Source organism: Streptomyces luteosporeus (assembly GCF_039532865.1).
GTDB classification, from domain to species: Bacteria; Actinomycetota; Actinomycetes; order Streptomycetales; family Streptomycetaceae; genus Streptomyces; species Streptomyces luteosporeus.
In genome coordinates, this window is record NZ_BAAASL010000014.1 from 25,721 (window position 1) to 50,047 (window position 24,327).

Below are 24,327 nucleotides of genomic sequence, written 5' to 3' on the forward strand. Positions count from 1 at the left end.
TACCGGAGACGCACTGCTGTTGAGGACGCGGTATCTCCGCTTCCGGTTCCAACGGGCGGACCGAACAGGCGATTTCGGTTGCATCGGACACCGCACGTCCCGCTGCTCGCCCAACTCGCCCTGCCCGGAAGGGTCGTACGCTCGCGCGGCCGTCCCCCGCGCGGCAGGATGGGGCCCGCGCGGCGGCGGGGGACGGCAGGGGAGCGCGGTGAGGGAGGCGGGAGATGAGGGGCCGGCTCGTCGGGGCGGCGACGGCGATGGGGGTGGCGGGAGTGCTGGCGGCGGGAACGGCAGGCGCACAGGCCGCCGAGGGGCCGGCCGCCTACCGGCCGGCCGCCGGAGCGAGCCCGGTGCGGGGGGCCGCCGGCGCCGGCGGGGACGCCCCCGTGCTCGCGGCGGACCCGGCGGCGTACACCGACAGCATCGCCCCCGGCGAGACCCGTTCCTACGGCGTGGAACTGGACGACCGCGCCAGCGCGTACGTCTCCGTCGTCGCCGTGCCCCGGCCCGGCAGCCGGATGGGCTTACGCGACGGCATCGACGTGTTGTTGCTGGCACCGGACGGCACCGCCTGCGGCGGTGTGCGCCACCGCTCCTTCGCGTCGACCGGTGGCGCGTACCCGCTGGCCGACTACGCCGAGCGCGTGGTGAAGGCGTCGGGCGGGGCGTGCGCCAAGGCCGGTACGTACCGCTTCGTGGTCCGGCGCGGGGACGCGACGGGCGGCGATGCCGCGCCCGTACAGCTGGAGTTGAAGTACACCGCAGGGCCGCCGCGGCACACGATCGCCGCCGCGCTGCCGACCGCGCCCGGCGGCTGGAGCTCGCAGCCGCCGTCGCCGCGTCCGACGGGCCGCGCCCGCGGGGTGCACGGCGGCACGGGCTTCGACGACGCCGCCGAGATCGCGCCCGGGGCGTGGCAGGACACGATCCGTCCGGGCGAGACGCGCTTCTACCGGGTGCGGGTCGACGCCGGCGAACAGCTCTTCGCGGACGCCGAGTTCGGGGCGGGCGCGGCGGACCGCGGCCCGTACGTCGTCGGCGGGCTGCGGGTCGGCCTGAACAACCCCGGGCGCGGCTACGTCATGAACCGCACCGGCAGCTACCAGGGCCGGCCGGCCACCGTCTCCCTGGCCACGCCCCCGGCCGCGAACGACGGCGGTGACGGCGGGGAGGCGGCCCGCGGGATGAGCCTGCCCGGCTGGTACTACCTGCAGGTGAGCGTGAGCCCCAAGGTCCGCGGGGACGGGGGAGTGCCGGTCGCGCTCGCCGTGTCCGTGGCCGGCGCGCGGCCGGCGGTCGCCACGGGCGGCGGCGCGGGCGGCGGGGGCCGGCAGGTCACCGGCGTGGAGCCGGTCGCGGCGGCCGGGGCGGCGCGGCGCGGCGAGCGGCTGCGGATCCTCGGCTACGCGGGGATCGGCACGGGCAGCGCCCTGCTGATCGGGCTCGGCGCATGGAGCCTGGCGGCGCGCCGCCGCGACGAGTGAGAGAAGTGAGACGAGTGGGCGGTGGGCCCGGCCGGACCCACCGCGGAAAAGGGCACCTGTCAGGTGCGGTACGCGTAGTAGACCGCGTCGGGGTTGGAGGCGATGATGCTCGCCACCGACTTCCGGAAGGTGTTGGTGGAGTGGTATGTCACGTACGGCACGCCCATGCGGCTGCGGTAGGTGACGATCATCGAGTGGTCCTTGGACCCGTCGCGGTCGAAGTCCATCTGCAGGATGTCACCGACGTCCATCTGGTAGACGTTCTGCAGGTTGGTCGCGCGCTTCTGCGACAGGGTGAACCACGACCACTCGTTGGCGCCGACCCAGGAGGTGCTCAGGCTCCGGTTCGAGGAGTTGTACCACCACTTGGTGTAGTCGGATTCCGAGCCCGGCGCGTCCTTCCAGCCACCGGCCTTCAGGGCCTGGCTGATGAAGTTCGTGCAGTCGCCGCCGCCCTTGTTGAAGCTCGGGTAGGCGGGGTTGTACCGGCTCCAGTACTTCTCCGCATAGGCCGCCATGGCCTTGTAGTCGTAACCGCCGGCCTTCTGCGTCTTCGGCGCGGGGCGGGCCGGCCAGGTGATGGCGGCCGGGGTCGCCTTCGGGTAGCCGTCGCCGTCGGTCGCGGGCGCCGGAGCCGTCACCGGCTGGTTGACGGCGCGCGGGCCCTCGTCCTTGGCGCGGATGGTCGACAGCTCCCAGCTGCCCTTGGAGCCGCGGGTGAACGTCAGCTCGTGGTGGGCCTGGAAGCCGGTGGTCGTCGGCTCGTCGCCGCGCACCTTCTTGTACGTCAGGACCGTGGTCTCGGTGACCTGGACGGTGGCGGTGCGGCCCTTGATGCGGACGCCGTCCGTGCTGACCTTGGTCTCGGCGTTGCTGTAGACCTCGCCCAGCTGCTCCAGGACCTTCTTGCGGTCGCGCAGCGAGCTCAGGCCGGAGGTCTCGGTGCGGGCCAGGCCCGAGGCCACGCGCACCTTCTTGTCGTGCAGGTCGCCCGGTCTGGTGACCCGGCGGCCGTCGAGGAGGGCCGCAGTGCGCTCGTTCAGCACCGCGTCGGCGAGGCGGCCGAAGGAATCGGTCGTCGCCCTGTCCACCGTGTTGTTGTCCTGTGCACCGATGGCCGTGGACGGCAGCAGAACACCCGCGGCGGCCACGGTGAGTCCTGCTCCGATAACGGATATGAGCGTCTTTCGCTTCACGAAGTTTCCTCTTGTCAAACCGGCCTGGGCTGACCGGTGAGTCGGAATCTTCGCACGAAGTTTCGTCATATTGAATGCGTGCCGGAATCCCGGACCGAAGGCGAAGTCAATCTGATATAGCGGTCGGTGGGCGGCGGATGACGTTTTGTCCGGGTGTTTCGTGGTGCTGCCCCGCGACTGTCACGATCTTGTTCCGGTTGTGTTCCCGTCCTGTTCCTGTGCCCGGTCCTGCGCCCGGTCCTGTGCCCCGGTCCTACGGCCCTGGCCGGGGGACGGGCTCCAGCCGGTCGCCCGGCCGCAGCCCCCAGGCGCTCATGGCCCCGGCCGCGGCCTCCAGCACCATGCGCGCACGCAGGCGCGGCAGGCCGATGCGGCCCGGCGGCATGGTGCGCACGGCGAGGACGGTGAAGTCACGGCGCAGGTACGCCACGTCGATGGGGAAGCGCATGCCCAGGGTGTGCACCCCGGAGGCGGGGACGAGCAGCAGACCGCCCTCCACCCCGTCCCGCCCGAGGAGCCCGCGGGTGCGGGACCGTGCCGAGGCGGCCACCTCGACCGGCATCGTCACGCCCGAGGCGGGGACGCGGAGTTGGGCGGAACCGTCCCGTACCCAGTCGTGCTGCCGGCGAGCCATGGCCAGAGGGTAGCCGGAGTTTTCCACAGGCCCGGACGGGATGCGCCGAACGTGCGTAATCTCGCGGCATGTACTCGCTGTTGATCGCCGTGTGCGGTGTGTACGGGGCGCTGGCCGGTGCCCTGGCGGCGCGGGCGCGGTACCGGCTGGCCGTGGCGCCGGAGGAGCCGTGGCGCACGGCCGCACCCTGCGGCCACGCCGTTGCGGGCTGGCTGGGCCCGGCCCGCTGCGCGGTGTGCGGCGGGCGGTACGGGCCGGGTGCGCCGTGGTCCGCCGCCGGGACGGCCCTGGCGTGCGCGGCGCTGGCCGCGGCGGCCGGGGCGCGGCCGGAGCTCGGGGTGTGGCTGCTGGCCGCACCGGTGGGGGTGGTGCTGGCGGGCGTCGACTGGTCGGTGCGCCGGCTGCCGGACGTCCTCACGCTGCCGCTGGCGGCGGGCGTGGCAGTGCTGCTCGGCGTCGCCGCCCTGATACCGGGCGCGGCCGGCTCCTGGCCGCGGGCCCTGCTCGGCGGAGCCGTGCTGGGCGGGGGATACCTGGTGCTGTTCCTGCTGCATCCGGCGGGCATGGGCTTCGGCGACGTCAAGCTCGCCCCGGCGCTGGGCTGCGTGCTGGGCTGGTACGGCTGGGGTGCGCTGCTCGCGGGCGCCTTCGCGGGCCTGCTGCTCGGCTCCCTCTACGGCAATGCCCTGCGCCTGACGGGGCGCGCAGCGCGCGGCGCCACGATCCCGCTGGGGCCGTTCCTGATCGCGGGGGCATGGGTGGGGGTGCTGCTGCGGGCCGGGGGATGACGTCATGGACGGGCCGGTGGCCCGCGCCGCGCCCGTACCTGCCGCCATCCGGGTGTGATGTCGGCTACGTTCTCGCCATGATCACGTCCAAAATGCGGAATGGCGTCAAGCGGATGATGACTTTGCAAGACATTTTCGGCTGACACGCCGGACGCCTTTGAACAACGCGCCAGGATGGCCGGTTCTACGCCGTAGGCCCAGTACTGAAGGGTCCTCCGGCCATCGGCGGGGCCCCGCGCAGAGGTGTATTCAAGATCGAATAGGGGGCTCCGGGTCAGCACGCCACGGATTGTCACCCCCCTCGATGCACCGAACACGGCCCCGGACCGGTTATGGTGGAAACCCCCCCTCGGGCCGGTCCGTATCCCCCCCACGGACCGGCCCGTTTTTCTTTCCCTCTGGTCACTCTCCGTGACGAGCCGTGCGGAAGCCGGTTCCGCGGGCCCGGGTCAGCCGCGCTGGGCCCAGATATTGACGCCTTCGGCACTCACGGCAAGGGCATCGATTTCGGCCAGTTCTTCCTTGGTCAGCGGTGCCCCGCCCAGCGCGGCGACGTTCGCCTCCAGCTGGGCCACGCTGGAGGCCCCCGTCAGCGCCGAGGTCATCCGCTCGTCCCGCAGCACCCAGCTCAGCGCCAGCTGCGCCAGCGTCTGGCCCCGGCGCTGCGCGATCGCGTTCAGCCCGCGCAGCCGCTCCACGACCTGCCCGGTCAGCAGCGCGGGGTCCAGCGAGGTGCCCCTGGAGGCGCGCGAGCCCTCCGGGACGCCCTGGAGGTACTTGTCGGTGAGCAGGCCCTGCGCCAGCGGCGCGAAGGCGATGCAGCCCATGCCCTCGTCCTCCAGCGTGTCGAGGAGCGCGTCGTCCTCGGTCCACCGGTTGATCATCGAGTACGACGGCTGGTGGATCAGCGCGGGCACGCCCATCTCGCGCAGCAGCCGCGCGGCCTCGCGTGTCTGCTCGGCGTTGTAGGAGGACACCCCCGCGTACAGCGCCTTGCCCTGCTGCACCGCGGACGCCAGCGCGCCCATCGTCTCTTCGAGCGGCGTGTGCGGGTCGAAACGGTGCGAGTAGAAGATGTCGACGTACTCCAGACCCATCCGGCGCAACGAGGCGTCCAGCGACGACAACAAGTACTTGCGGGAGCCCCACTCGCCGTACGGGCCGGGGTGCATGAGGTAGCCGGCCTTCGTCGAGATGACGAGTTCGTCCCGGTAGGGCCGGAAATCCTGCTCCAGCAGCTTGCCGAAGTTCAGCTCGGCCGAGCCCGGCGGCGGCCCGTAATTGTTGGCCAGATCGAAGTGGGTGACCCCCAGGTCGAAGGCGCGGCGCAGGATCGCCCGCTGCGAGTCGAGGGTGCGGTCGTCGCCGAAGTTGTGCCACAGTCCCAAGGAGATCGCGGGCAGCTTGAGCCCGCTGCGGCCGGTGCGCCGGTACTCCATGGAGTCGTAGCGCGCCGGGGCCGCCCGGTAGAGCGAGGGATCGGTCATGTGCACCTGACTATCACGGTCTTGTGACAGGGCTAGTTGGGTCCTCGCGACACGCTGGCAGTAGGGTGGCGCCCTCGGGGCGACCGCCATGGCATGGAGGGGCAGGAAGAGTGAAGTTGCGCGACCTGGTGTACAGGCTTTACGCACGCCGGGTGGAGGGCCGCCTCGACCATGCCCAGGTGCCCAAGCACATCGGCGTCATCCTCGACGGCAACCGCCGCTGGGCGCGGGCGGACGGCCGGACGACCGAACAGGGTCACCAGGCCGGCGCGGACAAGATCTCCGAGCTGCTCGGCTGGTGCGCGGAGACCGACGTCGAGGTCGTCACCCTCTGGATGCTCTCCACGGACAACCTCGACCGTCCGGCCGAGGAGCTCATGCCGCTGCTCGCCATCATCGAGAACACCGTGCGCGGCCTGGCCGCCGACGGCCGCTGGCGCGTGCACCACGTGGGCAACCTCGACCTGCTGCCGGGCCGCACGCAGCAGGTGCTCAAGGAGGCCGAGCAGGACACGCTCGACCGCAAGGGAATACTCGTCAACGTCGCCGTCGGCTACGGCGGCCGGCAGGAGATCGCCGACGCGGTGCGCTCGCTGATCCTGGAGGCGGCGGAGAGCGGCACGTCCTTCGAGGAGCTGGCCGAGATGGTCGACGTCGACCACATCACCAAGCACCTCTACACCAAGGGCCAGCCCGACCCCGACCTCATCATCCGCACCAGCGGTGAACAGCGGCTGTCCGGCTTCATGCTCTGGCAGAGCGCCCACTCCGAGTACTACTTCTGCGAAGTCTTCTGGCCCGCCTTCCGGAAGGTCGACTTCCTGCGTGCGCTGCGGGATTACGCGGCGCGTCACCGGCGGTACGGCTACTAGGGCCTGGCCGCACGGCGCCCCATAGGGGCGCGGGGAACTGCGCGACAAGCCACGACGTGCCCGCAGGTGGGGTGCCGTGCTTCACCCGGGCCGCGGGGCGGCGTGTCGCCTGCGGGCCGTCGGGGGCCGATCGCGCAGTTCCCCGCGCCCCTACGGGGCGCACCGGTGCGCGGTCCGACGCAGCGGCGGGGGCGCCGTTGCGCGAACTGAAGTGCGGGCAACGGGGGATCGATCGTTCACCTGCTCGTCGCATATGCCGTTGCATGGTCACGCGAAGGAGCGGGAATATCCCCTGCAGGCCGGCGGTCTTCAGCGGGACCGTCGCTCTGCCAGCGGGCGGCATGGGGTCGCCCGCCCGGGAGGCCCTTTGCACCAGGACGACGCCCGTGGGCACCGAGCGGTGGCAAGCGCCCGCACGGCCGACGCGGCGGGCCGGAGGTCCGGCGACCCTGGCGGGGCCGGCACCCGGCCCGTTCCCCGCGCCCCCGTACCTCACGCCGGCGGCGCGTCTCACCTCTGCACGAGGGGGTACGTCCACCCGTGGTGACCAGCAAGAAGCGCCGTGATGCCGACCGGCGCACCTTCGTCCTCGACACCAGCGTCCTGCTGGCCGACCCAGGATCGATGACCCGCTTCGAGGAGCACGAGGTCGTGCTGCCCGTGGTGGTGGTCACGGAGTTGGAGGCCAAGCGGCACCATCCGGAGCTCGGGTACTTCGCCCGCAAGGCCCTGCGCCTGCTGGACGACTACCGGGTGCAGCACGGGCGGCTGGACGCGCCCGTGCCGATCGGTGAGCTGGGCGGCTCGCTGCGCGTCGAGCTGAACCACTCGGATCCCGGCATACTGCCCGCCGGTTTCCGCCTCGGCGACAACGACTCGCGCATCCTCGCGGTCGCCCGCAACCTGCAGGCCGAGGGCTACGACGTCACCGTCGTCTCCAAGGACCTGCCGCTGCGGATCAAGGCGTCGGCGGTGGGGCTGCTGGCGGAGGAGTACCGGGCGGAGCTGGCCGTCACCGACTCCGGCTGGACGGGCATGGCGGAGCTGACCGTCACCTCCGAGCAGGTCGACGAACTCTTCGCCGCCGAGCGGGTGTCCGTGCCCGGAGCGGCGGAACTGCCCGTGCACACCGGGCTCGTCCTGCAGTCGGAGCGGGGCAGCGCGCTGGGCCGGGTGACGGCCGACGGTGCGGTGCGGCTGGTGCGCGGCGACCGCGAGGCGTTCGGCATCCACGGCCGCAGCGCCGAGCAGCGCGTGGCGCTGGACCTGCTGCTGGACCCGGAGGTCGGCATCGTCTCGATGGGCGGCCGGGCCGGTACGGGCAAGTCGGCGCTGGCCCTGTGCGCGGGGCTGGAGGCGGTCCTGGAGCGGCGGCAGCACCGCAAGGTGATGGTCTTCCGGCCGCTGTACGCGGTGGGCGGCCAGGAGTTGGGCTACCTGCCCGGCACCGAGGCCGAGAAGATGAGCCCGTGGGCGCAGGCGGTCTTCGACACCCTCTCGGCGGTGACGACGGCGGAGGTCATCGAGGAGGTGGTGGGCCGCGGGATGCTCGAAGTGCTGCCGCTGACCCACATCCGGGGCCGCTCGCTGCACGACGCGTTCGTCATCGTGGACGAGGCCCAGTCGCTGGAGCGGAACGTGCTGCTGACGGTGCTCTCGCGCATCGGGGCCAACTCCCGGGTCGTTCTCACCCATGACGTGGCGCAGCGGGACAATCTGCGCGTCGGGCGGTACGACGGTGTGGTCGCCGTGGTGGAGAAGCTGAAGGGGCATCCTCTGTTCTCGCACGTGACGCTCACGCGTTCGGAGCGCTCGCCGATCGCGGCGATGGTGACCGAAATGCTGGAGGACGGCCGCATCTAGCGGGATCCGTTCCCGGTTCGGCGCGCGGCGGGCGCAGCAGCCTAGCCGCGCGTCGTCGTGTGCCGCGGCTCTTTCCGTGAACCGGTCGGGATAAACGAGGTGTGAGCTTTCCCACGTACCCAAGAATTGCTTCGCGGCGTGTCGTTCGGGCAGAGTCTGGTTCCTGTCAGGCCCCGCATACGGCACTTGGGCCCCTGAAGGGGGCTCGCGTATCACACACAACTGAAGAACGTCGCCGTATGCCGCCCGAGCACTGAGCGGACCTCCCTCACGGAGGGCCCACCGGGTCAGTGCCTCCCGTGACCGGCCGGCCCTTTCGGGGTCCGGTGCCTTCGGAGGCCAGCGCCAGGGGCACGATCGCGTCCGCGAGGTCACCTATGCGGGCGATGCTGGAAGGAAACCGTGTGAGCCGGATTTCGGTCCGGGGATTCGCCGTGGCATCCGCCACCGCGGTCACCACCGTTGGCGCCGTTGTCGGTGTCGCCGCGGGTCACGACCAGGGTACGACCGACCGGGTCGAGGCCACCGCCGCGGACACCACTGTTCTCGCGGGCATTCCCGTCGCGCAGAACGTCCAGGCGCAGTCCGCTTCCCTCACGCAGCAGGCCGAGTCGCAGACCGAGGCCGCCGACGCCGCCGCCAAGAAGGAAGCCGAGGAGGCCGCGCGCAAGCAGGCCGCCGAGGACGCCACCGCCAAGAAGGAAGAGGCGGAGAAGAAGGCGAAGGAGGAGGCGGAGGAGAAGGCCGCCAAGCGCGACCAGGAGAACATCGCCAGCCGTTCCGCGGCGCGCGACGCGTCCTCGTTCGCGGTCAAGGGCTCCTACTCCGTCGCCGAGGTCCAGGCGATCGCCCGGCAGATGGTCCCGGGCGACCAGTTCCAGTGCTTCAGCAACATTGTGAACAACGAGAGCAGCTGGGACTACACGGCCACCAACGCCTCCTCCGGCGCGTACGGTCTGGTGCAGGCGCTGCCCGGCACCAAGATGGCCTCGGCGGGTGCCGACTGGCGTACCAACCCGGCCACCCAGATCAAGTGGGGCCTGAGCTACATGAACGAGCGCTACGGCAGCCCGTGCGGCGCCTGGTCGTTCTGGCAGGCCAACCAGTGGTACTAGGTCCTTCCGGACCCCGCTGACCGCTGACGAGACCCCGACCGGTACCGGTCGGGGTCTCGTCACGTCCGGGCAGGTAACGTCTCAGCAGGGATGGCCACGGGGGAGTGGGGTAGAGGAAGAAGAATGTCCAGATTGCCACGATGGGTGGGCGGGCTGGGAGCGGGTCTGACGCGGCTCGCCGAACGGCTCGAAACCCGCAGGGCCGCCGCCGAGTCCGGCACGCAACCCGGGCCCGTACCCACGCCTGCCCGCGTCACGGCGCCCGAACCCTCCGTTCCGCAGCCCGCTGCCGCGCCCCCGGCCGAGCCCGCCGCGGCTCCGGCCGTACGACCCGAGGCCGCCCGGCCCGACCCGGTCACGGCCGTCCCCTGGGGCATCCGGGTCGCGGCCGAGGTCGCCTGGCGGCTGCTGATCCTCGCCGGCACCTTGTACGTACTGATGCGCGTGATCAGTGCGGTACGGCTGGTGGTGCTGGCCTTCGTGGCCGGTCTGCTCATCACCGCCCTGCTGCAGCCCACGGTGGGCGCGCTCAAGCGGCGCGGGGTCCCGCGCGGCCTGGCCACGGCCATGACCTTCGTCTCCGGCTTCGTGGTGATGGGGCTGGTCGGCTGGTTCGTCGCCTGGCAGGTGACGGAGAACCTCGACGACCTCTCGCAGCAGGTGCAGCACGGCATCACCGAGCTCAAGCGCTGGCTGCTCAACAGCCCGTTCCACGTCACGCAGGACCAGATCAACAACATCGCCGACAAGCTGAGCGAAGCCATCGGCACCAATACCAAGGACATCACCTCGGCGGGCATAGAAGGCGTCCAGGTCATCATCGAGGTCCTCACGGGCATCCTGCTCGCGATGTTCTCGACGCTCTTCCTGCTCTACGACGGCCCCCGCATCTGGCAGTGGCTGCTCAAGCTGGTGCCGGCCGCCGCCCGCGAGGGCGTGGCGGGCGCCGGCCCGCGGGCGTGGACGACGCTGACCGCCTATGTGCGCGGCACGGTGATAGTGGCGCTGATCGACGCGATCTTCATCGGCATCGGGCTGTTCTTCCTGAACGTGCCCATGGCCGTGCCGCTGGCCGTGTTCATCTTCCTGTTCGCCTTCATCCCGCTGGTCGGCGCGGTGGTCTCCGGCGCGCTGGCGGTCGTGGTGGCGCTCGTCACCCGCGACGTCTTCACGGCGATGATGGTGCTCGTGGTCGTGCTCGCGGTGCAGCAGATCGAGGGCCACGTCCTGCAGCCGTTCATCCTCGGCCGCGCGGTGCGCGTCCACCCGCTGGCCGTCGTCCTCGCCGTCGCCGCCGGCTCGATGATCGCCGGCATCGGCGGCGCCGTCGTGGCCGTGCCCCTGGTGGCGGTGACCAACACGGTCGTCGGCTATCTGCGCGCGTACGCGCGGGAGGCGACCGAGCGCGGCACGGACGCCGGCCTGCCGGAGGGCGCGCCGGGCGCGCCGCCGGCGGGCGGCAGCTGAGCGGAACAGCCGAGCAAAAGGGGCGGGCCCCCGACCTGGTTCAGGTCGGGGGCCCGCCCCTCGATGCGGTGGGCCGCGATCAGCCGTTCAGCACGGCTTCCGCGTCCAGCGTCGCGCCGACGGCCTGGAGGACGGCGGCGATCTTGAACGCTTCCTGGATCGTCTCCCGGTCGACACCGGCCTTGCGGAGCACCTGCTCGTGCGAGTCGAGGCACAGGCCGCAGCCGTTGATGGCGGAGACCGCCAGGGACCACAGCTCGAAGTCGACCTTCTCCACGCCCGGGTTGCCGATGACGTTCATCCGCAGACCGGCCCGAAGGTTGCCGTACTCCGGGTCCGACAGCAGGTGCCGGGTCCGGTAGTAGACGTTGTTCATCGCCATGATGGCGGCGGCGGCCTTGGCGGCCTCGTACGCCTCCGGGGAGAGGTGGGTCTTGGCCTCCGGCTCCAGCTCGCGCAGCACGATCGGCGAACGGGTCGCGATCGCGCAGGAGAGCACGGTGCCCCACAGCTGCTGCTGGGGCAGCGTGGAGTTGCCGATGACCGAGCCGAGGTTCAGCTTCAGGTCCTTGGCGTAGCCCGGTATCGCGGACTTCAGCTCATCGAGGGCCATGGGAGATCAGCTCACTCGCCGGCGAGGAGCTTGACCGCGTCGAGGGTCTCCTCGCCCTTGGACCAGTTGCAGGGGCACAGCTCGTCGGTCTGCAGGGCGTCGAGGACCCGCAGGACCTCCTTGGGGTTACGGCCCACGGAACCGGCGGTCACCATGACGAACTGGATCTCGTTGTTCGGGTCGACGATGAAGACGGCGCGCTGGGCGTAGCCGTCCTCGCCCTCGACGCCGCAGCCGCGCATCAGCTCGTGCTTGGCGTCGGCGAGCATCGGGAAGGGCAGGTCGCGCAGGTCCTTGTGGTCCTTGCGCCAGGCGTGGTGGACGAACTCCGAGTCGCCGGAGACGCCGAGGATCTGGGCGTCACGGTCGGCGAACTCCTCGTTCAGCTGGCCGAACGCGGCGATCTCGGTCGGGCAGACGAAGGTGAAGTCCTTCGGCCAGAAGAAAACGACCTTCCACTTGCCCTCGTAGGTCTTGTGGTCGATCTGCGCGAAGGCCTTGTCGGCCTCGAGCGAGACACAGGCGGTCAGGTCGAACTCGGGGAACTTGTCACCGACAGTGAGCACGCGCTCTCCTTGCAACGAAGGAAACCCACTGATTCGGGGGTTTCCTGCGGGTTGGACAAGAACACAGTGCCACAGGAGGCATTGATAGGGGAAATAGGTAGACTGGGTGGCGTTGATTGGAGGTGGTTATCAGTGACGTCGTCGGCCTCGTCCATAGCCCCCGGACGCGCCCGCCAGCCCAGCCTCGCCCAGCTGCGCGCCTTCGCCGCCGTGGCCGAGCACCTGCACTTCAGGGACGCCGCGACGGCCATCGGCATGAGCCAGCCCGCGCTCTCCGGTGCCGTCTCCACCCTTGAGGAGACCCTCGGAATTCAGCTTCTCGAGCGTACGACCCGCAAGGTGCTGCTCAGTCCTGCGGGTGAGCGGCTCGCCGTCCGGGCCCGCGCCGTCCTGGAGGCGGTCGGCTCCTTCATGGAGGAGGCGGAAGCTGCCCGCGCCCCCTTCACCGGCGTCCTGCGCCTGGGCGTCATCCCCACCGTCGCGCCGTACCTGCTGCCCACCGTCCTGCGCCTGGTCCACGACCGCTACCCGCAGCTGGACCTGCAGGTCCACGAGGAGCAGACCGGCTCCCTGCTCGACGGGCTCGCCCAGGGCCGGCTCGACCTGCTGCTGCTCGCCGTGCCGCTCGGCATGTCCTGGATCACCGAACTCCCGCTCTTCGACGAGGACTTCGTGCTGGTCACCCCGCACGACCACTGGCTGGCCGGGCGCGGCGACATCCCCCGCGAGGCCCTGCGCGAGCTGGACCTGCTGCTGCTCGACGAGGGCCACTGCCTGCGCGACCAGGCCCTGGACGTGTGCCGGGAGGCCGGCCGCACCGCGGGGGTCGCCGCGACGACCAGCGCCGCCGGGCTCTCCACGCTCGTCCAGCTGGTCGGCGGCGGGCTCGGGGTGACCCTGCTGCCGGCCACGGCCCTGCAGGTGGAGACCGGCCGCAGCGAACGGCTCGCGACCGGCCACTTCGCCGACCCCGCGCCCTCGCGCCGGATCGCCCTGGCGATGCGGACGGGGGCCGCCCGCCAGGGCGAGTTCGAGGCGTTCGCCGCCGCCCTGCGCTCGGAGCTGCGACGACTTCCGGTACGGATCGTGAACTGAACGGATCGTGAACCGAGGCGCTGCTACTCGGCCCGCAGGCCGTCCGGGCGCATCATCCGCCACAGCGCCGGCAGCGCGGCGAGCGTGACGAGGGTGATGACGCCCAGGCCCGCGCCCACGATCGGCACGAAGCCGAACCAGTCGGCCACCCGCAGCGGCGTCATCGTCATGACCAGCCGGCCCAGCCCCAGCCCGAAGGCCACGGCCAGCATCATGCCGAGGACCACCGGGACGGCCGTTTGCCAGATCACGGACCAGGCGATGACCGACCGGCTCGCGCCGAAGGCCGCGAGCACCGACAGCGCCGACCTGCGCTCGCGCAGCTGCTCCACCGTCGCCAGCATCAGGCTCACCGCGACGAGGCCGAGGGCCAGGGCCGTACCGCCCGGCAGGAGGCGCAGCAGGGAGCGGTAGTCGGACTCACCGGTGCCGGAGGCGAGGCGGGACTCGAAGACGTTGACCTCGCTGGATGCGGCCGCCGCGGCATTGCGTACGTGCTCCACGGCGTCCGGCACCCGGGGGTCCAGCCGCGCGATCACCTTCGCCCCGGCGTCCCGGACGCCCGCGGTGGGCACGGCCGAGGGAGTGGCCAGGATGCCGGTGGTCCAGTGCTGCAGGACCCCCTCGCCCTCGGGCTCCACGACGCGGGCTGCCGGCGGCACCGTCCAGTGCGTGCGGCTGTCCGGCGCACCGGGCAGAACCACCTTCATGCCCGGCTGCGGCACGGGCCCGTACGAGTGGGGCGGCTGGTGGACAAGGAAGGAGTCGCCGTCGCGGCACTCGCCCACCCGGGCCAGCAGGCGCAGGCCGGCACAGTCGGCGACCGTCAGCTCGTGGACGCCCACCGCGTCCTCCCGGTCGACCAGCATGGTGGTGAATCCGGCGGCCTCCCGCACGCCCTCGGCGCCGCGGACCTTCGCCACCAGCGACTGCACCTGGGGGCCGGAGGCCACGTCCATCATCATGCGGACGGTCGCCGCCCGGTCGCTGCCGGCGGCAGCGGGCTCCTCGGTGGGGATCCCGCTGTAGAACATCTGCACCGCCACCGCGCCCGCCACGGCCACGAGGATGCCGGCGACCGTACGGGAGGCCGGGCCGCTGTCCAGCTGCAGGCGGCGCGTGGCCAGCTGCCACGCCGGCGGCCCGCCCCGCAGCCGGCCGACGACGGCCTGCACCACCCAGGGCAACAGCACCGAGACGCCCAGCAGGATCAGAACGGCGGCAGCGGGCACCACCAGCCACTTGTAGCCCAGGAAGAGGGTGTCGAAGACGTTCGCGCTCAGGCCCGCCAGCAGGGCCAGCCCCAACACCGGCAGCGCCACGCGCCACCACAGCCGGCGCCGGCGTGGTGCGCCGCGCACCACGCCCAGCGGCTCGATCGCCACGTCGCGCAGGGCGAACAGCGACACGGCGACGGTCAGCAGCGGTACCGCCACGGCGACGACGACGGCGGAGAGTGGGGAGGGGACGAGGTCGCCGGGGTAGACGCCGACACCGTTCAGGCGCACCCACGGGCCGCCCTGCCGCAGCAGCAGGAAGAGCCCGGTGCCGGCCGCCAGGCCGAACAGCGCGCCGCACAGGGACTCGCCCGCGGCCACCCGGCGCGTCGTCCGGTTGTCCGCGCCCACCAGGCGCAGTGCGGCCAGCCGGCGGTCGCGGCGCTCGCCGCCGAAGCGGGCGGCGGTGGCGATCAGGACGGCGACGGGCAGCAGCATCACCGCACAGGCCAGACCGCCGAGGACGGGAACGTCCTCGCCCAGCGGGGGCATCAGGAAGCGACCGCGGAACGAGGTGATCCGGTGCGGGTCCGACGGCAGGTGGTGACGGATCGCCAGGCGGTCGTCGCCTGCGTAGTAGGCCAGCTCGTCGGGCCCGACGAGGCCGCCCGCACCGATGGTCCCGGCGAGGCGGTGCGGGAGCCGTTCGCGCAGCAGCCTTCCGTCGGGGGAGGCGAGGAGCTCCTTCAGGGCGGGGGAGACCACCATCTCCCCCGGTCGCGGCAGCGCGCTCACCCCGGGCGGTACGGGAGCCTTGGGGCCCTCGGGGCGCACGAGGCGGCCGCGGACGTGCCGGCCGCGGTACTCGGTGTCGGCCTCCTTGATCAGCACGGTGTCCGGACGCGGCCGTGCGAGCTGCTCGCTCCGGGCGCCGTGACGTGCCCTGTCGCGCTCCTCGCGGGCGCCCACCGCCTCGGGCAGCGCGGCCAGTACGAGCAGTAACGCCACGCCGATGCCGACGCCGAGTGCTGTCAGCGCCGTGCGCAGCCACCCCGCGCGACCGCCGGTGACGGCGAAGCGGGCGCCCATGGCCAGGTCGCGCGCGTACGTCCGCAGGAAGGTCATCGCAGCGCCCCCGCCATGTCCCGGACGCGGCCGTCGCGCACGACGACCTCGCGGTCGGAGTAGGCGGCCACGCGGGCGTCGTGGGTGACCAGCACGACGGCCGCCCGGGAGGCCCGGGCCGCATCGGTCAGCAGCTGCATGACGCGCTCGCTGTTGAGCGAGTCCAGGGCGCCCGTCGGCTCGTCCGCGAAGATCACGGCCGGCTCGGTGACCAGGGCACGGGCCACGGCCACGCGCTGCGCCTGACCGCCCGATATCTCCCCGGGGCGCTTGCGCTCCACGCCGGCCACTTCGAGGGCGTCCAGCCACTCGGCGGCCTTGCGCTCCGCCGCACGGCGGCCCACGCCGCTCAGGCGCAGCGGCATCGCGACGTTCTCGGCGCAGGTCAGCTCGGGGACGAGCCGGCCGAACTGGAAGACGAAGCCGAAGTCCGTGCGGCGCAGCGCACTGCGCTCGGAGTCCGGCATCGCCGTCAGCTCCCGGCCCGCGTAGCAGACGGTGCCGGCGTCCGGCCGCACGATGCCGGCCAGGCAGTGCAGTAGCGTCGACTTGCCGGAACCGGAGGGGCCCATGACGGCCACGACCTCGCCGGGGTGCACGGAGAACTCCGCGTCGTCCAGGGCGCGGGTCAGGCCGTACGCCTTGTGCAGGCCGGTGGCGGCCAGCAGTGAACCGGCGGGCGTCACGGGCGCACCACCGTGTCGGCGAGCCGGTCCAGGCGGGCGGCGGTGATCTCCAGCCAGCGCAGGTCGGCCTCCAGGTGGAACAGGGCGTGGTCGCAGATCAGCTGGTCGGCGAGGTCCCCCTCGCGCTTGCGCTGCGTCAGCTCGCGCATCAGCCGCAGGTGCTCCGCGCGCTGCGCGTCGAGCACGCCGGTGGCGTCGCGGCCGGTCATCAGGGCGAGGACGACCTTGGTGTAGAGGGTCGACTGCAGGTACGGCTCGGGCTTCTCTGGCCGCTCCAGCCACGAGGCGACGTCGGTGACGCCGGCGTCGGTGATGGCGTAGCGCTTGCGGTCGGGGCCGTCGCCCTGCTCGATGCCGTCGACTTCGACCAGGCCGTTCTTCAGCAGGCGCGACATGGTGGCGTAGACCTGGCCGTAGTGGAGCGGGCGGTCGTGGCCGAAGCGCTCGTCGAAGGCGCGCTTGAGGTCATAGCCGTGGCGGGGGCCGGCCTCCAGGAGGCCGAGCAGGGTGTGTCCGATTGACATGGGCGGGACTCTACATCGTGTGTATACATGATGTGTATAGCCGCGCCGGAAACGCCGGACGGGCCGACGCGGTGGCCGGCCCGTCCGGCGATCACCGGGGACAGGGGTCAGGAGTCCTTCGGCGGACGCCCGCGGCGGCGGATGGCGGAGACGTCCGAGGGCAGGCGGCCCGCCTCGTGCAGCGCCTTGCGCAGCAGGAACTCGATCTGCGCGTTCGCGCTGCGCAGCTCGTCCGCCGCCCACCGCGTCAGCGCGTCGTGCACCTGCGGGTCCAGCCGCAGCAGCACCTGCTTGCGCTGCTGCGGCCGGCGCGGTGCGGCTCCCGCACCCTCCTCCGTCACTGGTAGAGGGTGCCGGTGTTCAGGACGGGCTGGGCGGCCCGGTCACCGCACAGCACCACCATCAGGTTGCTGACCATGGCCGCCTTCCTCTCCTCGTCCAGGGCGACGATGTCCTGTTCCATGATCCGCTCCAGGGCCATCTCGACCATGCCCACCGCGCCCTCGACGATCATTTTGCGGGCCGCGACGACCGCGCCGGCCTGCTGGCGCTGGAGCATCGCCGAGGCGATCTCGGGGGCGTACGCGAGATGGGTGAAGCGCGACTCGATGATGCGTACACCGGCGGCCTCGACCCGGGCGTGCAGTTCGAGCGCCAGCTTCTCGGTGATCTCCTCCGCGTTGCCGCGCAGGGACAGCGCGTCCTCGTCGTGCGCGTCATAGGGGTACTCGATGGCGATGTGCCGCACGGCCGCCTCGGTCTGGGTGGCCACGAACTCCTGGAAGTCCTCCACCTCGAACATCGCCTGCGCGGTGTCCTCCACCCGCCACACCACGACCGCGGCGAGCTCGATGGGGTTGCCGTACGCGTCGTTCACCTTCATGACGGCGGTCTCGTGGTTGCGCACCCGGGTGGAGAGGGAGCGCCGGCTGGTGAAGGGGTTCACCCAGCGCAGGCCCTCGGTGCGGATCGTGCCGCGGTAGCGGCCGAAGAGCTGGACGACCTGCGCCTCGCCGGGGGCGATGGTGTTCAGGCCCGCCATGGCGATCAGGGAGCAGACGCCGACGGAGATGCCCACGAAGATGAGCGCGACGGTCACCCCGCCCGGGACGTGCGAGCTGGTGACCCCGCCGGCGACGACGAGGCCGGTGCCGACGAGCAGGCCGATCAGACCGAACAGGAGTGCGAGTCCGCCGCCTATGTCGTTGGCGGGCTTCTCCGTCACGCGCGGGCGGTCCGCGAAGCGGGGAACGTCGGGGCTGGTGTCGGGCGTCTCGGGCATGGGAGGTCCCCCGGTTCGGTCGGTGCCGTGCACCCTCGTGCACTGCCTATCAAAGTGATAGCACATTATCGTCCTTGATCACTCCTGTACGGTTTCCCGCGCGACTCCGTACCGGGTTCCCGCCACCCGGGGTGCTGTATGTCACGTCCGTTATTGCCGTGATCGATGGGCGTTTGGTGGCAGTTGCGGTGTTAGCTTCATGAGCTGGGTTGGGGGCGGACGGACTGGAGCTACAGGAGAAATGGGCCGAGCTGAAGCGCGACGAGCGCAGAAGAAGGGCGGCCGCCCGGCACGGGGCGGCGGGAAACCCAGAAAGACCGGCATACGCCGGTTCTTCACCTGGAAGTTGCTGCTGGCCTACTTCGTGGGCCTGATCGGCCTCGCCGCCGGTGCGTTCTACGCGCTCTACCTGTACGTGGACGTTCCCGGCGAAGGGAACAAAGCCGCGCAGGCGCAGAGCAACGTCTACAAGAACCAGAAGGGCGAGATCATCGCCCGCCTCGGCGAGGTCAACCGCGAGGAGGTGCCCCTCTCCAAGGTCCCCAAGGACGTCCAGAACGCGGTCGTCGCGGCCGAGAACAAGAACTTCTGGACCGACCCCGGCGTCGACCTCAAGGGCACCGCGCGCGGCATCCTCAACACCGTCATGGGCCGCGGCAAGCAGGGTGGTTCCACCATCACCCAGCAGTACGTCAAGAACTACTACCTGGACCAGCGCCAGACCGTCAGCCGCAAGGTGAAGGAACTCATCATCTCGCTGAAGGTCCAGGACAAGAAGGACAAGACCGAGATCCTCGCGGGGTACCTGAACACCAGCTACTTCGGTCGCAACGCCTCCGGCATCCAGGCGGCCTCCCGCGCCTACTACGGCAAGGACGTCGACAAGCTCAGCCTGGAGGAGGGCGCCTACCTCGCCGCCCTGCTGCAGGCGCCGAGCCAGTACGACTGGGGCACGGCCACCGACGCCGGCAAGCGCAACGTCGAGGCGCGCTGGAACTACGTCCTCGACAAGATGGTCGAGCAGAAGTGGCTCGACCCCGAGAAGCGCAAGGCGATGAAGTTCAAGCCGCCGGGCCAGCCCAAGCCCCCGGCCGGCCTCACCGGCCAGAACGGCTACCTCGTCCAGGCCGCGCGCGAGGAGATGATCCGCGACCTCAAGCGCCAGGGCCGCCCCGAGAGCGACTTCGCCGCCGGCGGCTGGACGATCACGCTGAGCATCGACCCGAAGAAGCAGGCCGCGCTCGAAAAGGCGATGAAGAACCAGCTGCTCGACGACCTGGACCCGAAGGCCCGCGAGGTCGACGGCCACGTCCAGCCGGGCGCCGTCTCCGTCGACGCCAAGACCGGTCACGTCGTGGCCCTCTACGGCGGCCAGGACTTCCTCAAGCACCAGCTCAGCAACGCCACGCGCGGCGACTACCAGCCCGCGTCCACGTTCAAGCCGCTGATCCTGGCCTCGGCCCTGCAGAACGAGTCGAAGACCCAGGGCGGGCAGCCGATCACGCCGTCCACGACGTACGACGGCACCAACAAGCGTCCGGTCGTCGGACCGGGCGGCGACGGCTTCGCCCCCGAGAACGAGGACGGCTACTCCAAGCCTGCCGTCACCGTGCAGCAGGCGATGAACGACTCGGTCAACACCGTCTTCGCGCAGATGGCCGTCGACGTCGGCCTGGCGAAGGTCAAGAAGACCGCCGTCGAGCTCGGCATGAAGAGCGACTTCGAAGAGGTCCCCTCCATGTCGCTGGGCTCCATGGGCGCGAGCCCGCTGGAGATGGCGGGCGTCTACGCCACCCTCGACAACCACGGCAAGAAGACCACACCCAGCATCATCAAGTCCGTGTCCTGGAAGGGCGAGAACTACAAGCTCCCCAACCCGGTCGCCGACGAGCGCGTGGTCTCCCGCAACACCGCCGACGGCGTCACCTCCGTCATGACCGGTGTGGTCGAGGACGGTACGGCGAACGTCGTCGCCAGCGGCCGCTACCAGGTGGCAGGCAAGACCGGTACCTCCGACGACGACAAGTCGGCCTGGTTCACCGCCTACACCCCCGGCCTGGTCACCTCCGTCGGTCTCTTCGGTGAGGGCCAGGGCGGCAAGCAGGTGACCCTGCAGGGCACGGGCGGCGGCGGCCGCGTCAACGGTGGTACGTACCCCGCGAAGATCTGGGCCGCCTACACCTCCTCCGTCTTCGACGACGAGGACGACGACGCCAAGTTCGAGCTGGAGACGCAGGACAAGTACGTCCCGCCGGTCGCCCCGGCCCGTACGCCCTCCGGCAACGCCTCGCCCGGCGCCTCGAAGTCCCCCTCGGGCACCCCGTCGGGCACTCGCTCTCCGTCGAGCTCGTCCTCGGGCTCCCCGTCCGGCAACACGCGCTCGCCGTCCACCGGCCCGTCGCACCACACGCCGCCCGGCCCGACGTCGAGCAGCTCGTCCGGCAACCCGCCGAAGCCGACGAACAGCGGAGGCACCGGGGGCGACCCCAACACCCGGCCCAACGGTGGGGTCAACCCGCCCCCGCCGTCGTTCTGACCCACGGCGACGTGAACAGCAGCCGGCCGTCCTCCCCTGAAGGGGAGGACGGCCGGCTGCTTTGTCATCCGCCGTTGACCTTGGTGGCGATCCGGTCGCCCGTCTCCTTGTCGATGTTGCGCCAGTACTGCAGGGCGCGGGAGAGGACGGGGGCGGTCACGCCTGCCCTCAGGTGTCCCGCGACGTTCTCCACCAGGCGCTCGCGCGCCGCGTCGTCCAGGACCTGGCGGACGAGCGTGCCGGGCTGGCCCCAGTCGTCGTCCTCGCGGTGCAGCTTGTACGCCTCGCGCACCATCTCGCCGGCCGCCGCCCAGCCGGCGATGTCGCCGAAGCGGGTGGTGTCGGCCGCCGGGCCGCCGTAGGAGTTGGGCGCGTACGGGCGGGCGGCGCGGGACGGCTCGTAGCGCATGGCGCCGTCCTTGGCGTAGGAGTTCACCGGGGCCTGCGGGCGGTTGGGCGGCAGCTGGGTGTAGTTGGGGCCGATGCGGTAGCGGTGGGTGTCCGGGTAGGAGAAGAGCCGGCCCAGCAGCATCTTGTCCGGGGAGGGGCCGATGCCGGGCACCAGGTTGGAGGGCTCGAAGGCGGCCTGCTCGATGTGGACGAAGTAGTCCTCGGGGTTGCGGTCGAGGGTGAGCCGGCCGACCTCGATCAGCGGGTAGTCGCCGTGCGGCCACACCTTGGTCAGGTCGAAGGGGTTGAAGCGGTAGTCCGCGGCGTCCTCGAACGGCATCACCTGCACGAACATCGTCCAGCTCGGGGCGTCGCCGCGGGCGATGGAGTCGAACAGGTCGCGGCGGTGGAAGTCGGCGTCCTCGCCGGCCAGGCGGTCGGCGTCGGCCTGGGTGAGGAACTCGATGCCCTGGTCGGTCTTGATGTGGTACTTGACCCAGAACTTCTCCCCGCCCCCATTGATCCACATGTAGGTGTGGGAGCCGTAGCCGTTCATGTGGCGCCAGGTCCGCGGGATGCCGCGGTCGCCCATCAGCCAGGTGACCTGGTGCGCCGACTCGGGCGAGAGGGTCCAGAAGTCCCACTGCATGTCGTGGTCGCGCAGGCCGCTGTCGGGGCGGCGCTTCTGCGAGCGGATGAAGTCCTGGAACTTGATCGGGTCCCGCACGAAGAACACGGGGGTGTTGTTGCCGACCAGGTCGTAGTTGCCCTCGCGGGTGTAGAACTTCAGCGCGAAACCGCGCGGATCGCGCCAGGTGTCGGGCGAGCCCTGCTCGCCGGCCACGGTCGAGAAGCGGGCCAGCGCCTCGGTGCGGCTGCCCGGCCGGAAGAGGTCGGCCTTGGTGAACTGGCTGACGTCGTTGGTCACCTCGAAGCGCCCGTACGCGCCGCCGCCCTTGGCGTGGACCACCCGTTCGGGGATCCGTTCGCGGTTGAACTGGGCCATCTTCTCGATGAGGTAGTGATCCTGGAGCAGGACGGGGCCGGTGTCGCCGATGGTGAGCGAGTGCTCGTCGCTCTCCACCGGGATACCGACGTTGTTCGTGGTGTACGCGGCCTGCTGGGTGTACGGGGTGCTGTGCGCCGAATCGGCCATGGGACGCCTCCCGAACGAGGAACGTGCGGGGGCGGAGGGAAGCCGCCCCTCGACCGGGCCAGTCAAGCGCGCCGACACCGCGTCGGCAACAGTGCCGCCACGGTCAGCGGGCGCGCGACGGCAGCGCCAGCTCGAACCACACCACCTTCCCCGTGCTCAGCCGCGTGGCACCCCAGCGCCGGGCCATCCTGTTGACCAGGTACAGACCCCGGCCGCCCTCGTCCGACGGCCGCGCCTGCCGCAGCCGCGGCAGCTGCGGCACGTCGTCGCCGACCTCGCAGCGCAGCACGTCCGTGCGCAGCAGCCGCAGCGTTATCGGACGCTCGGCGTACCGCACGGCATTGGTGATCACCTCGCTGACCAGCAGCTCCACCCCGTCCGTGAGCTCCTCCAGATCCCACCGGGCCAGCGCCCTGCGGGCCAGGCGGCGCGCCTCGCGCGGCGTCTGCGGGCGCGGGTCGAGGAACCAGTACGCCACGTCGCTCGGCGCGATGCCCTCGAAACGGGCCGCCAGCAGCGCGATGTCGTCGTCCCGGTCCCCCGGGCCGAGCATGCCCAGCACCTCGTCGCACAGCGGCTCCAGCGGAGGCGGATTGGGGCCCGTCAGACGCGCGGTCTCGATGAGCCGCTCACGCAGCTGCTCTATCCCCGTCCACACGTCCCGCATCCGGGACTCCACCAGACCGTCGGTGTACAGCAGCAGCGTCGCCCCGGCCGGCGCGTCCAGCTCCACCGCCTCGAAGTCCACCCCGCCCACGCCGATCGGCGCGCCCGGCGGCACCCGCAGCACCTCCGCCCGGCCGCCGCGGTGCAGCAGCACCGGCGGCGGATGCCCGGCGTTGGCGATCACGATGCGGTGCGCGACCGGGTCGTACACCGCGTACAGGCACGTCGCCATCCGGTCGCTGCCCAGGCGCTGCGCCTGCTCGTCGAGGTGGTGCAGCACCTCCTGCGGCGGCAGGTCCAGGCCCGCCAGGGTCTGCGCGGTCGTCCGCAGCTGACCCATGATCGCCGCGGACGTCATCGAGTGGCCCATGACGTCGCCGACGACGAGCGCCACGCGGTTGCCGGGCAACGGGATCGCGTCGTACCAGTCGCCGCCGACCCGGGCCGTCTCCGCCGCCGGCAGATAGCGGCTGGCCAGCCGCACGCCCGTCGGCTGCGGCAGCGAGTCCGGCAGCATCGTGCGCTGCAACTCGTCGGCGATGTACACCTCGCGGCCGTACAGCACGGCCTTGTCCACGCCGAGCGCCGTGTGCGTCGCCAGCTGCGCCGCCACCAGCAGGTCGTCGCCCTCGAACGGCGGCCGGTCCAGGCGGCGGACGAACACGGCCGCGCCGATCACCCGGCGCCGGCCGCGCAACGGCGCCAGGATCGTACGGTGGCGATCCGGCACGTGCCGGCCCTCGCCGAGCAGTTCGGGCAGGGCCGCCCGCGCGGCCGAGGAGTCCCCGAACACCGGCCGGACCCCCCTCAGCACCTCCGCGAGCGGCCCGCCTATGCGCACCTCGCAGCGCTCCGCCGCCGTCTCCGTCAGCTCCGGGCCGGGATCCGGACTCTCCTGCGCACTGTCCGGCAACCGGTCCGTGCGGCGCAGCCGCAGCACCACCGGACCCACGGGCCGCTCGTCGCCGACGGGCAGCGGATCGCGGAGATAGACGAGGATCGCGTCCGCGAACGTGGGCACGGTGGCCCGGCACAGGCCCAGCACGATCTCGTCCAGATCGATGCCACGGGCGATACGGCGGGTCGCGGCGCCCACGAAACGCAGCCGCTCGCCGCCGCCGGAGGCGCCGGCCGCGGCCTGCGCCAGACCGGCCGTGCCCGGCCCGCCCGTGCCGCCCGCGCCGCCGCCGGGCGGCACGTCGCCGCTGCCGTGGCCGGCGGCGTCCCCGGCGCCGCCGGCACCGCCGCCGCCCGCGTCGGAGGCGGACGCCGTGCCGTCGCGGCTGCCGCGCACGTCCCCGGCCCGCTGGCGGCCACCACGGGCCCGGGGCCGGGCGTGCCCGTCCCCGTCCGCGTCGTCCACGACGGGCGCCTGCGCCGCGCCGCAGTCGGCCGGCTCCTGGTCGGACCCCTCCATGCGCATCCCGGCTCCGGCCCGCGCCCCGGCCCGCACGGCCGGCGCCTTGCGCCGGCTGCGCCGCGGGGTGCCGGTGCCGGTGCCGTCCGCGGCGGGCCGGGCCCGCTCGCCGTCGCCGCCGGCGACGGTGGGTATCTCGCGCCCGAGG

Annotated in this window: 20 protein-coding genes; 8 read left to right on the forward strand and 12 right to left on the reverse strand. The window is 71.8% G+C overall.

Annotated elements, in window-relative coordinates; translation table 11 throughout:
- Nucleotides 1–224 precede the first annotated feature (224 nt).
- A complete protein-coding gene (locus ABD361_RS19240; RefSeq protein WP_344436668.1) occupies nucleotides 225–1,484 on the forward strand; it encodes a hypothetical protein in 1,260 nt (419 codons plus the stop codon).
- 59 nt (nucleotides 1,485–1,543) lie between these two features.
- On the opposite strand, the gene ABD361_RS19245 is transcribed toward ABD361_RS19240, so the two are convergent.
- The gene (locus ABD361_RS19245; protein WP_344436669.1) at nucleotides 1,544–2,680 is read right to left on the reverse strand and encodes an amidase domain-containing protein; all 1,137 of its coding nucleotides are present in this window, start codon (nucleotides 2,678–2,680) and stop codon (nucleotides 1,544–1,546) included.
- A 253-nt stretch (nucleotides 2,681–2,933) separates the two neighbouring features.
- The gene (locus ABD361_RS19250; RefSeq protein ID WP_425583260.1) at nucleotides 2,934–3,314 is read right to left on the reverse strand and encodes a DUF192 domain-containing protein; all 381 of its coding nucleotides are present in this window, start codon (nucleotides 3,312–3,314) and stop codon (nucleotides 2,934–2,936) included.
- A 68-nt stretch (nucleotides 3,315–3,382) separates the two neighbouring features.
- Between ABD361_RS19250 and ABD361_RS19255 the strand changes: the two genes are divergently transcribed.
- Nucleotides 3,383–4,102 carry a prepilin peptidase gene (locus ABD361_RS19255; protein ID WP_344436670.1) on the forward strand — a complete coding sequence of 240 codons (720 nt, stop codon included), beginning with the start codon at nucleotides 3,383–3,385 and terminating at the stop codon, nucleotides 4,100–4,102.
- A 449-nt stretch (nucleotides 4,103–4,551) separates the two neighbouring features.
- Here the strand turns inward: ABD361_RS19255 and mgrA are convergent, their stop codons facing one another.
- A complete protein-coding gene (mgrA, locus tag ABD361_RS19260; protein ID WP_344436671.1) occupies nucleotides 4,552–5,589 on the reverse strand; it encodes an L-glyceraldehyde 3-phosphate reductase in 1,038 nt (345 codons plus the stop codon).
- 110 nt (nucleotides 5,590–5,699) lie between these two features.
- Between mgrA and ABD361_RS19265 the strand changes: the two genes are divergently transcribed.
- The 4 genes from ABD361_RS19265 (at nucleotide 5,700) to ABD361_RS19280 (ending at nucleotide 10,906) form a co-directional block, all read left to right on the forward strand.
- Nucleotides 5,700–6,461 carry an isoprenyl transferase gene (locus ABD361_RS19265; RefSeq protein ID WP_344436672.1) on the forward strand — a complete coding sequence of 254 codons (762 nt, stop codon included), beginning with the start codon at nucleotides 5,700–5,702 and terminating at the stop codon, nucleotides 6,459–6,461.
- Between the two features lie 540 nt (nucleotides 6,462–7,001).
- Nucleotides 7,002–8,324, forward strand: coding sequence for an RNA 5'-3' helicase PhoH2 (phoH2, locus tag ABD361_RS19270; RefSeq protein WP_344436674.1), 1,323 nt, complete (start codon nucleotides 7,002–7,004; stop codon nucleotides 8,322–8,324).
- Nucleotides 8,325–8,728: 404 nt separating this feature from the next.
- Entirely contained in the window at nucleotides 8,729–9,439 is a 711-nt protein-coding gene (locus ABD361_RS19275; RefSeq protein ID WP_486387911.1) for an aggregation-promoting factor C-terminal-like domain-containing protein, read from the forward strand.
- Nucleotides 9,440–9,562: 123 nt separating this feature from the next.
- Nucleotides 9,563–10,906, forward strand: a complete 1,344-nt coding sequence (locus tag ABD361_RS19280) for an AI-2E family transporter (RefSeq protein WP_344436676.1) — start codon at nucleotides 9,563–9,565, stop codon at nucleotides 10,904–10,906.
- Nucleotides 10,907–10,985: 79 nt separating this feature from the next.
- On the opposite strand, the gene ABD361_RS19285 is transcribed toward ABD361_RS19280, so the two are convergent.
- Both ABD361_RS19285 and ABD361_RS19290 read right to left on the reverse strand, forming a co-directional pair.
- Entirely contained in the window at nucleotides 10,986–11,519 is a 534-nt protein-coding gene (locus ABD361_RS19285; protein ID WP_344436677.1) for an alkyl hydroperoxide reductase, read from the reverse strand.
- A gap of 11 nt (nucleotides 11,520–11,530) precedes the next feature.
- Nucleotides 11,531–12,085, reverse strand: coding sequence for a peroxiredoxin (locus ABD361_RS19290; RefSeq protein ID WP_344436679.1), 555 nt, complete (start codon nucleotides 12,083–12,085; stop codon nucleotides 11,531–11,533).
- Nucleotides 12,086–12,217: 132 nt separating this feature from the next.
- Here ABD361_RS19290 and ABD361_RS19295 point away from each other — a divergent pair, with 132 nt between their 5' ends.
- Complete coding sequence (locus ABD361_RS19295) at nucleotides 12,218–13,180, forward strand: hydrogen peroxide-inducible genes activator (protein WP_344436680.1); 963 nt, start codon at nucleotides 12,218–12,220, stop codon at nucleotides 13,178–13,180.
- Between the two features lie 23 nt (nucleotides 13,181–13,203).
- Here ABD361_RS19295 and ABD361_RS19300 read toward each other — a convergent pair whose 3' ends face one another.
- The 5 genes from ABD361_RS19300 to ABD361_RS19320 form a co-directional block, all read right to left on the reverse strand.
- Nucleotides 13,204–15,522 carry an ABC transporter permease gene (locus ABD361_RS19300; RefSeq protein ID WP_344436681.1) on the reverse strand — a complete coding sequence of 773 codons (2,319 nt, stop codon included), beginning with the start codon at nucleotides 15,520–15,522 and terminating at the stop codon, nucleotides 13,204–13,206.
- Nucleotides 15,519–16,208 (reverse strand): ABC transporter ATP-binding protein, encoded by a 690-nt coding sequence (locus ABD361_RS19305; RefSeq protein WP_344436682.1) that lies wholly within the window; start codon nucleotides 16,206–16,208, stop codon nucleotides 15,519–15,521. Before ABD361_RS19305 ends, ABD361_RS19300 begins: the two co-directional genes overlap by 4 nt.
- Nucleotides 16,205–16,732: a PadR family transcriptional regulator gene (locus ABD361_RS19310; protein ID WP_344436683.1), complete on the reverse strand. Its 528-nt coding sequence runs from the start codon at nucleotides 16,730–16,732 to the stop codon at nucleotides 16,205–16,207. Before ABD361_RS19310 ends, ABD361_RS19305 begins: the two co-directional genes overlap by 4 nt.
- A gap of 107 nt (nucleotides 16,733–16,839) precedes the next feature.
- Nucleotides 16,840–17,073 carry a type II toxin-antitoxin system antitoxin gene (locus ABD361_RS19315; protein ID WP_344436684.1) on the reverse strand — a complete coding sequence of 78 codons (234 nt, stop codon included), beginning with the start codon at nucleotides 17,071–17,073 and terminating at the stop codon, nucleotides 16,840–16,842.
- Nucleotides 17,070–18,014, reverse strand: coding sequence for an SPFH domain-containing protein (locus ABD361_RS19320; RefSeq protein WP_344436685.1), 945 nt, complete (start codon nucleotides 18,012–18,014; stop codon nucleotides 17,070–17,072). Before ABD361_RS19320 ends, ABD361_RS19315 begins: the two co-directional genes overlap by 4 nt.
- A gap of 241 nt (nucleotides 18,015–18,255) precedes the next feature.
- Here ABD361_RS19320 and ABD361_RS19325 point away from each other — a divergent pair, with 241 nt between their 5' ends.
- Nucleotides 18,256–20,550, forward strand: coding sequence for a transglycosylase domain-containing protein (locus ABD361_RS19325; RefSeq protein ID WP_344436686.1), 2,295 nt, complete (start codon nucleotides 18,256–18,258; stop codon nucleotides 20,548–20,550).
- A gap of 64 nt (nucleotides 20,551–20,614) precedes the next feature.
- On the opposite strand, the gene ABD361_RS19330 is transcribed toward ABD361_RS19325, so the two are convergent.
- Both ABD361_RS19330 and ABD361_RS19335 read right to left on the reverse strand, forming a co-directional pair.
- Complete coding sequence (locus tag ABD361_RS19330) at nucleotides 20,615–22,096, reverse strand: catalase (RefSeq protein ID WP_344436687.1); 1,482 nt, start codon at nucleotides 22,094–22,096, stop codon at nucleotides 20,615–20,617.
- 103 nt (nucleotides 22,097–22,199) lie between these two features.
- A complete protein-coding gene (locus tag ABD361_RS19335) occupies nucleotides 22,200–24,185 on the reverse strand; it encodes a SpoIIE family protein phosphatase (RefSeq protein ID WP_425583267.1) in 1,986 nt (661 codons plus the stop codon).
- Between the last annotated feature and the right edge of the window lie 142 nt (nucleotides 24,186–24,327).